At 59.6% G+C, this 6719-nt stretch carries 8 protein-coding genes; 3 read left to right on the top strand and 5 right to left on the bottom strand.

Features of this window, described 5'->3' with window-relative positions; all coding sequences use genetic code 11:
* Window positions 1-73 precede the first annotated feature (73 nt).
* Entirely contained in the window at window positions 74-853 is a 780-nt protein-coding gene (gene fpr / locus ACW9I6_RS04325) for a ferredoxin-NADP reductase (RefSeq protein ID WP_003189055.1), read from the bottom strand.
* 124 nt (window positions 854-977) lie between these two features.
* On the opposite strand from fpr, the gene ACW9I6_RS04320 reads away from it, so the two are divergent.
* Window positions 978-1904: a LysR family transcriptional regulator gene (locus ACW9I6_RS04320; protein ID WP_003208633.1), complete on the top strand. Its 927-nt coding sequence runs from the start codon at window positions 978-980 to the stop codon at window positions 1902-1904.
* Here the strand turns inward: ACW9I6_RS04320 and ACW9I6_RS04315 are convergent.
* The 3 genes from ACW9I6_RS04315 to ACW9I6_RS04305 all read right to left on the bottom strand — a co-directional run bounded on the left by ACW9I6_RS04315 (window position 1901) and on the right by ACW9I6_RS04305 (window position 3953).
* Entirely contained in the window at window positions 1901-2263 is a 363-nt protein-coding gene (locus tag ACW9I6_RS04315) for a diacylglycerol kinase (RefSeq protein ID WP_087695312.1), read from the bottom strand. The genes ACW9I6_RS04320 and ACW9I6_RS04315 overlap by 4 nt on opposite strands.
* 75 nt (window positions 2264-2338) lie before the next feature.
* Window positions 2339-2989, bottom strand: a complete 651-nt coding sequence (gene erdR / locus ACW9I6_RS04310; protein ID WP_003208636.1) for a response regulator transcription factor ErdR — start codon at window positions 2987-2989, stop codon at window positions 2339-2341.
* 253 nt (window positions 2990-3242) lie between these two features.
* Window positions 3243-3953: a tRNA-uridine aminocarboxypropyltransferase gene (locus tag ACW9I6_RS04305; protein ID WP_003208638.1), complete on the bottom strand. Its 711-nt coding sequence runs from the start codon at window positions 3951-3953 to the stop codon at window positions 3243-3245.
* 205 nt (window positions 3954-4158) lie between these two features.
* On the opposite strand from ACW9I6_RS04305, the gene ACW9I6_RS04300 reads away from it, so the two are divergent.
* On the top strand, window positions 4159-4599 hold the full coding sequence (locus ACW9I6_RS04300; RefSeq protein ID WP_003208640.1) for a PA3611 family quorum-sensing-regulated virulence factor: 441 nt from the start codon (window positions 4159-4161) through the stop codon (window positions 4597-4599).
* Between the two features lie 375 nt (window positions 4600-4974).
* On the top strand, window positions 4975-6084 hold the full coding sequence (locus tag ACW9I6_RS04295; protein WP_177009844.1) for an LOG family protein: 1110 nt from the start codon (window positions 4975-4977) through the stop codon (window positions 6082-6084).
* Between the two features lie 167 nt (window positions 6085-6251).
* Here the strand turns inward: ACW9I6_RS04295 and recX are convergent, their stop codons facing one another.
* Window positions 6252-6719 (bottom strand): recombination regulator RecX, encoded by a 468-nt coding sequence (gene recX / locus ACW9I6_RS04290; protein ID WP_003208644.1) that lies wholly within the window; start codon window positions 6717-6719, stop codon window positions 6252-6254.

The raw sequence follows: 6719 nt of genomic DNA, 5'->3' as shown, positions 1-6719 counted from the left end.
TCAGTCAATACATCTGGTGACTGTTACACCGCTTTCGCGAGCAAGCCCGCTCCCACATTTTTTTGCGTCGCGCTTATTTCTCGACGAACGCACGCTCGATCAGGTAGTCGCCCGGCTCACGCATACGCGGGGAAACCTTCAAACCGAAGCTGTTGAGCACTTCGCTGGTTTCATCCAGCATGCTTGGGCTGCCGCACAGCATGGCGCGGTCGTCTTCAGGATTGATCGGCGGCAGGCCGATGTCACTGAACAGCTTGCCGCTGCGCATCAGGTCGGTCAGGCGGCCCTCGTTTTCGAACGGCTCACGGGTCACGGTCGGGTAGTAGATCAACTTGTCACGCAGGGCCTCGCCGAAGAACTCGTTCTGCGGCAGGTGCTCGGTGATGAATTCGCGGTAGGCGACTTCGTTGACGTAACGCACGCCGTGGCACAGGATCACTTTTTCGAAACGCTCGTAGGTTTCCGGGTCCTGGATCACGCTCATGAACGGCGCCAGGCCAGTGCCGGTGCTGAGCAGGTACAGGTGCTTGCCCGGCTTCAAATCGTCAAGCACCAGGGTGCCCGTCGGTTTTTTGCTGATGATGATCTCGTCGCCTTCCTTCAAGTGCTGCAATTGGGAAGTCAGCGGGCCATCAGGCACCTTGATGCTGAAGAACTCCAGATGCTCTTCCCAGTTCGGGCTGGCAATCGAGTAAGCGCGCATGAGCGGGCGGCCGTTGGGCTGTTGCAGGCCGATCATCACGAACTGACCGTTCTCGAAGCGCAGGCCCGGATCGCGGGTGCACTTGAAGCTGAACAGAGTGTCGTTCCAGTGATGAACACTGAGGACACGCTCGTGGTTCATGTTGCTCATGTACGGGGGACTCCTGGAAATGGGTCTGCGCCAAATGATGGATGCGCAATTGCACAGCATTCTAATGGCGGCGACAATATCTGTTAACTGGATTATTAAGATAAGGGTTATCGGTTATATCGATATGCGATTTACTCTACGTCAACTGCAAGTCTTCGTCGCCGTCGCCCAGCAGGAAAGCGTCTCGCGCGCTGCTGGCCTTCTGGCCTTATCTCAATCCGCCGCCAGCACGTCGATTACCGAGCTGGAGCGTCAATCCAGCTGCCAGTTGTTCGACCGCGCGGGCAAACGCCTGAGCCTCAACGCCCTCGGTCACCAGCTATTGCCCCAGGCAGTGGCACTGCTGGACCAGGCCAAGGAGATCGAGGACCTGCTCAACGGCAAGTCGGGCTTCGGCTCCCTGGCGGTCGGGGCCACGCTGACCATCGGCAACTACCTGGCCACGCTGCTGATCGGCAGCTTCATGCAGCAGCATCCCGAGAGCCAGGTGAAGCTGCATGTGCAGAACACTGCGCATATCGTGCATCAGGTGGCGCACTACGAAATTGATCTGGGTCTAATCGAAGGCGACTGCAGCCACCCGGACATCGAGGTGCAAACCTGGGTGGAAGATGAACTGGTGGTGTTCTGCGCACCCCAGCATCACTTGGCCAAGCGCGGCCAGGCGACCATGGAAGAGCTGACCCATGAAGCCTGGATCCTGCGGGAACAAGGCTCTGGAACACGCCTGACCTTTGACCAGGCCATGCGGCATCACCGCAGCGCGCTGAATATCCGCCTGGAGCTGGAACACACCGAGGCAATCAAACGCGCGGTGGAATCAGGCTTGGGGATTGGCTGCATTTCCCGGCTGGCGCTGCGCGACGCCTTCCGGCGTGGCAGCCTGGTACCGGTGGAAACCCCGGACCTGGACCTGGCCCGGCAGTTCTACTTCATCTGGCATAAGCAGAAGTACCAGACCTCGGCGATGCGCGAATTCCTCGAGCTGTGCCGGTCGTTCACCGCCGGGGTGCAGCGCAGCGACGAGATTGTACTGCCGACCATTGCCTAGATCAGGATAACGGCCCACACCAGGGTAATCATGGTCAGCGCTACGAACTGCGCGGCGCTGCCCATGTCCTTGGCATTTTTCGACAAAGGGTGCAGGTCCAGGGAAATCCGGTCGATCGCCGCTTCGACGGCGGAGTTGAGCAACTCGACGATCAACGCCAGCAGGCACACGGCGATCAGCAGCGCCCGCTCTACCCGGCTGACGTTAAGGAAGAAACTCAGCGGGATCAGGATGACATTGAGCAACACCAGCTGACGAAACGCCGCCTCGCCGGTGAAAGCCGCACGCAGGCCATCCAGGGAATATCCGCCTGCGTTTAAGATACGTTTGATACCGGTTTGACCCTTGAAAGGCGACATAGAGTAGGCAACTGAGCAAAAAGGTGTGGGGAAACTAGAGCAAGCAAAGTCAAAAAAACGTGAATGAACAGCGTCTTAATGCTGTGAAATTGACTCAAGTTGTTGCAAGAGCAGCGCCGCCTGGGTTCGCGTACGTACGCCGAGCTTGCGGAAGATCGCCGTGACGTGAGCCTTGATGGTCGCTTCCGACACGCTCAACTCGTAGGCAATCTGCTTGTTCAGCAGGCCTTCACAGACCATGGTCAATACGCGGAACTGCTGGGGCGTGAGGCTGGCCAGGCCATCACGCGCGGCCTTGGCTTCGTCGGAGACGTTGATCTCTTCAAAGGCCTGCGGCGGCCAGGAGACATCGCCATCCAGCACCGTGCGCACGGCTTTCTGGATGTCTTCCATGGAGCTGGACTTGGGAATGAAACCACTGGCACCGAACTCCTTGGAGCGCACCACCACCGACGCCTCTTCCTGGGCCGACACCATCACCACCGGTATCTGCGGGTATTGCCCACGCAGCAGCACCAGCCCGGAAAAACCGTAGGCACCCGGCATGTTCAGGTCCAGCAGGACCAGGTCCCAGTCGGACTTTTCGGTAAGGCGGGTTTCCAGCTCGGCAATGCTGGCGACTTCGACGAGGCGTACATCCGGCCCCAGGCCCAGCGTGACCGCCTGGTGCAGCGCACTGCGAAACAGCGGGTGGTCATCGGCAATCAGGATTTCGTATGTGGCCATTTATTAAATGATCCTGTTTTTTAGGGCGGCACTGATGGGTTCAGTGCTCGCCAACGCGCAAGGTGGCTGCCAGGCCAGCAGTCACCAAAGGGCGCGCTCAACGTCAAAAGCGACGTATCCAATCTGTGACAGCGCCCCAATCGGCGCCAAGCATGCCCAGCGTAGCCTGGGTGGTCAAGCGCTACGCCCGTGGCTATTTTAGCGGGCTGCGCGTTTGCGCGGCCATCATGCAAAGGTCGGCTGGCCATGACACCTATAGATAAGGTGCAAGGCGAGTATGGACGACATCGGCCGGGTCCAGCGCCAGTTGAAACTTGGCGGCCAGGTAGTGAGTGCTGAATACGTCCAGATAGGCATCCAGGACTTCACTGGCTGCGGCATCTTCAGCCAGCTCCAGGCACAGCGCGGCGACTTCGGCGGTGCAGAAGTGGTCATCACGCTTGGAGCGACGCAGCTTGTAGCGCGACAGTTGCTCGGGCGCCAGGCTCAGCACCGGCAAGTGCTCCAGGTACGGGCTCTTGCGGAACATCTTGCGCGCCTCGCTCCAGGTGCCGTCCAGCAAAATGAACAGCGGGCGCTTGCCCTCCTCCAGCCTGACCTGATGGACCACCCGCTCCGGGGCCACGAATTCGCCGGGAAAGACGATGTATGGCTGCCATTGCGGGTCGGCCAGCAAGGTCAGCAACTCCGGCTCAACCTCAGTGCGCGACCAGGGGAACGCGGTCGTGTCGTTGATCACATCGGCAATCAGCCAGCCGGTGTTGCTGGGTTTCATCGGCTCTACGTCGTGCATCAGCAGGCACATGCCGGATCTGGCCTGGACCTTGGGCCGCCAGGCGCACAGGCAGTACTCGGGAATCACCCGGCAGCCGGGGCAGCGTTCGGCCCGCGAGCCTCGCGCTACAAACGGTTTTACGGCACGGGCCAGGCGCTGCGTGCGCAAACGGGAGACGGCATGGCTCATCGGGAGCGCCGCAGGGAAGTGGAAATCGACACGGATAGAACTCGGAAGGCAAAAGTTACCGCAGTTTACCAGAGCCTCCCCCGGCCACCTGCACTTCCCGGCAATAGGCTGGCCCTAGGGGCAAGCGGTCACCTATAATCCCGCGCCACTGAACGCACAGCGCAGTGGCTGGTCTATGCACCAGTAACCGAATCAGGAGAGTTTCATGCTGCGTCTTATGCCACGCCTTGTAGTTCCGTCCGTCGCCCTCGCGCTGGTGTTGCCTCTGGGTGCCCAAGCGGCCTCGTTGCTGGAGGCTCAACTGAACAGGAAGCTGCAAAGCGTCGCAGAGGAAACCAACAAAGAACTGCCACGGGAAATTGACGAAAAGACCCTGGAAGTTGCCTACACCGTTGAAGGCTTGCAGCTGATTGACCATTTGAGCGTACTGCCCGACCGCGCCGAGCAAATGCGCGCCAACCCCAAGGCTGTGTACTTCCAGCTCGGCCAAAGTGTGTGCCTGAACAAGGGTTACCGCGAGCTGATGGCCAAGGGCGCGATCATGCGCTATGAAATCACCGAGAACAAAACCAACCGCCCGGTAGCCTCGGTGAAGTTCCAGGAAGCAGATTGCCCGGCACCGGCTGCCGCGAAGAAGAAAAAGTAAGCGATAACTCCTGTCGCGCGCCGCTGACCAGCGGCGCGCAATATACCCCTCTGCACTCTCCGCCATTGCCCGCCCGCGGCAGCGTCTAAACTCCCTCAGAAGTGATCAATAAGCGGTTGCCAGCCAAGACTTTATAGGCTCATGATCAATTCATCCTGAACGCCTGGAACATCGGGTTTTCACACCGTCCTGTAACATTTTCAGGGCAAAAGAGGGTTGCCCTCCTGAGCGTGCAATGCAAAGGTTTTTAATCATAAGGAATATACAGAACCGGTTTCGCCCACCTCGTTAATCAGAGGCAACGACACATGCAGTGTCGTGGTCCCGACGAATCTCTCGCCGGCACCCAGGGTTCTGTGAAGAAGGAGAAGTTGAATGCCTTACGAACCGAATGAACTCCTGATCCGTCAATTTGAAGAAAACGGCACCGACCTCACGCAGCAGGTCGACGCGCAACTCCATTTGATTGCGCCCAACAGCCCGAATATTCCCCTTTATCGCGACATGATCTTCACCGTGTTGCGCATGGCCCAGGACGACCGCAGCCGCTGGAATGCCAAGATCACCTTGCAGGCTATACGGGAACTGGACCACGCCTTCCGCGTGCTCGAACAGTTCAAGGGGCGGCGCAAAGTCACGGTGTTCGGCTCGGCGCGCACGCCGGTGGAAAGCCCGTTGTATGCACTGGCCCGGGAAGTGGGCGCGGTCCTGGCCCGTTCGGACCTGATGGTGATCACCGGCGGTGGCGGCGGCATCATGGCGGCGGCCCACGAGGGTGCCGGCCTGGAGCACAGCCTGGGGTTCAACATCACCCTGCCCTTTGAACAGCACGCCAACCCGACCATCGATGGCACCGAGAACCTGCTGTCCTTCCACTTCTTCTTTACCCGCAAGCTGTTCTTCGTCAAGGAAGCCGACGCCTTGATCCTGTGCCCGGGCGGTTTCGGTACCCTGGATGAAGCGCTGGAGGTGCTGACCCTGATCCAGACCGGCAAAAGCCCGCTGGTACCGGTGGTGCTGCTGGATGCACCGGGCGGTAGCTTCTGGCAAGGCGCACTGGACTTTATCCGCAGCCAGCTTGAGGCCAATCGCTACATCCTGCCCACCGACCTCAAGCTGGTCCGCCTGGTGTACAGCGCCGAAGAGGCGGTGGACGAAATCAACCAGTTCTACGCCAACTTTCACTCCACCCGCTGGCTGAAGCGCCAGTTTGTGATTCGCATGAATCATCCGTTGAGTGACCGCGCACTGGCCCACCTGCAGGAGGCGTTCGCCAGCCTTCGCCTCAGTGGCGACTTCCAACAAATCGCGTACACCGGCGAAGAGCATGACGAGCCAAGCTTCAGCCATCTGACGCGGCTGGTGTTCAACTTCAACGGGCGTGATCAGGGACGGTTGCGGGAATTGGTGGATTACATCAACTTGCCGGAAAACTGGGCCCAGGCTCAGGGAAAACCGCAGCAGCGGGTGACGGAGACGGCGTGACCTGACACGGAAACGAAAAAAGGCCCGCTATTTTCATAGTGGGCCTTTTGGGTTGTGTCAGGTAGAACGATGCGCAGGTTGGGGCCGCTGCGCAGCCCAGCGGGAGCAAGCTCCCTCGCCACACCAAGCCCCGCAATGATCAGAGCAACCTTTACCAGGCGCAGCCTTCAGTCATCCATATCCCGACCGCTCAACAGGCGACTGATCATCTCCATCGAAAACCCGCGATAACTCAGGAAGCGACCTTGCTTGGCCCGCTCACGCGCATCAATAGGCAGATGACCGGCAAACTTGCGCCGCCAGGTTTCTTCCAGTTGCGCCTGCCAACTGATGCCGCACTCACGCAACGCGAGTTCGATATCAGCACGCTGCAGGCCACGCTGGCTCAGCTCTTCACGAATTCGTGCAGGGCCATAGCCGGATCGGGCTCGGTAGGAGACGAAACTTTCGAGGTAACGGGACTCCGACAGCAGCCCTTCTTCCGTCAAACGGTCAAGGGCTGCGTCGATCATCTCGGGATCTGCGCCACGCTGACGCAGCTTACGCGTCAGCTCGACTCGACCATGCTCGCGCCGTGCGAGCAGGTCCATTGCAGTGCGCCTTACGGCGACGGGTGTATCCAGGACAACGCTCAT

This window comes from Pseudomonas sp. SDO5522_S412 (genome assembly GCF_054071215.1).
This window is presented reverse-complemented; position numbering and strand designations above follow the sequence as displayed.

What these genes read in the sequence shown, in the direction of transcription:
- recX (WP_003208644.1), bottom strand. Translation starts at nt 6,719, where the DNA reads ATGAGCGTTGTCCTGGATACACCCGTCGCCGTAAGGCGCACTGCAATG.
- ACW9I6_RS04300 (WP_003208640.1), top strand. Translation starts at nt 4,159, where the DNA reads ATGCTGCGTCTTATGCCACGCCTTGTAGTTCCGTCCGTCGCCCTCGCG.
- ACW9I6_RS04315 (WP_087695312.1), bottom strand. Translation starts at nt 2,263, where the DNA reads ATGTCGCCTTTCAAGGGTCAAACCGGTATCAAACGTATCTTAAACGCA.
- fpr (WP_003189055.1), bottom strand. Translation starts at nt 853, where the DNA reads ATGAGCAACATGAACCACGAGCGTGTCCTCAGTGTTCATCACTGGAAC.
- erdR (WP_003208636.1), bottom strand. Translation starts at nt 2,989, where the DNA reads ATGGCCACATACGAAATCCTGATTGCCGATGACCACCCGCTGTTTCGC.
- ACW9I6_RS04295 (WP_177009844.1), top strand. Translation starts at nt 4,975, where the DNA reads ATGCCTTACGAACCGAATGAACTCCTGATCCGTCAATTTGAAGAAAAC.
- ACW9I6_RS04305 (WP_003208638.1), bottom strand. Translation starts at nt 3,953, where the DNA reads ATGAGCCATGCCGTCTCCCGTTTGCGCACGCAGCGCCTGGCCCGTGCC.
- ACW9I6_RS04320 (WP_003208633.1), top strand. Translation starts at nt 978, where the DNA reads ATGCGATTTACTCTACGTCAACTGCAAGTCTTCGTCGCCGTCGCCCAG.